This window comes from Undibacterium sp. Ji83W, assembly GCF_049340385.1.
In the GTDB taxonomy this organism is placed as follows: domain Bacteria; phylum Pseudomonadota; class Gammaproteobacteria; order Burkholderiales; family Burkholderiaceae_D; genus Undibacterium.
This window is the reverse complement of sequence record NZ_JBMPOZ010000073.1, coordinates 1-345: the sequence shown is the minus strand read 5'-3', so window position 1 is coordinate 345 and position 345 is coordinate 1. Positions and strand designations below refer to the sequence as shown.

Annotated in this window: 1 pseudogene; it reads left to right on the top strand. The window is 57.4% G+C overall.

The window, feature by feature from the left end:
* Positions 1-345, top strand: a pseudogene (locus ACO0LD_RS31795) (energy transducer TonB); the annotation flags it as partial.

Here is a 345-nt window from a genome sequence, read left to right as displayed (position 1 = left end):
TAGGCTTAGGGCTGGTTATCGCATTTCACGTACTGGTGGTATATGCACTGGTATCCGGATTAGCGCGCAAGGCCATGGAAGTGGTAATCAAGCCAGCAGAAGTCAAGTTGGTGGAAGAAGTAAAACCACCGCCACCGCCGCCAGATACACCACCACCGCCGCCACCAAAATTGTTGGCACCGCCACCCCCGTTCATCCCCCCACCGGAAGTTCAGGTGCAGCAACCGGTACAACAAGCCCCGACCATCAGCGTCAAATCTGAAGTCAGGCCAGAATCGAATGTGATCCCCAAGGCAGTGGCAGCACCCTCGCCGGTCGCAGACACCAAAGCCACAGGCCCCTCCA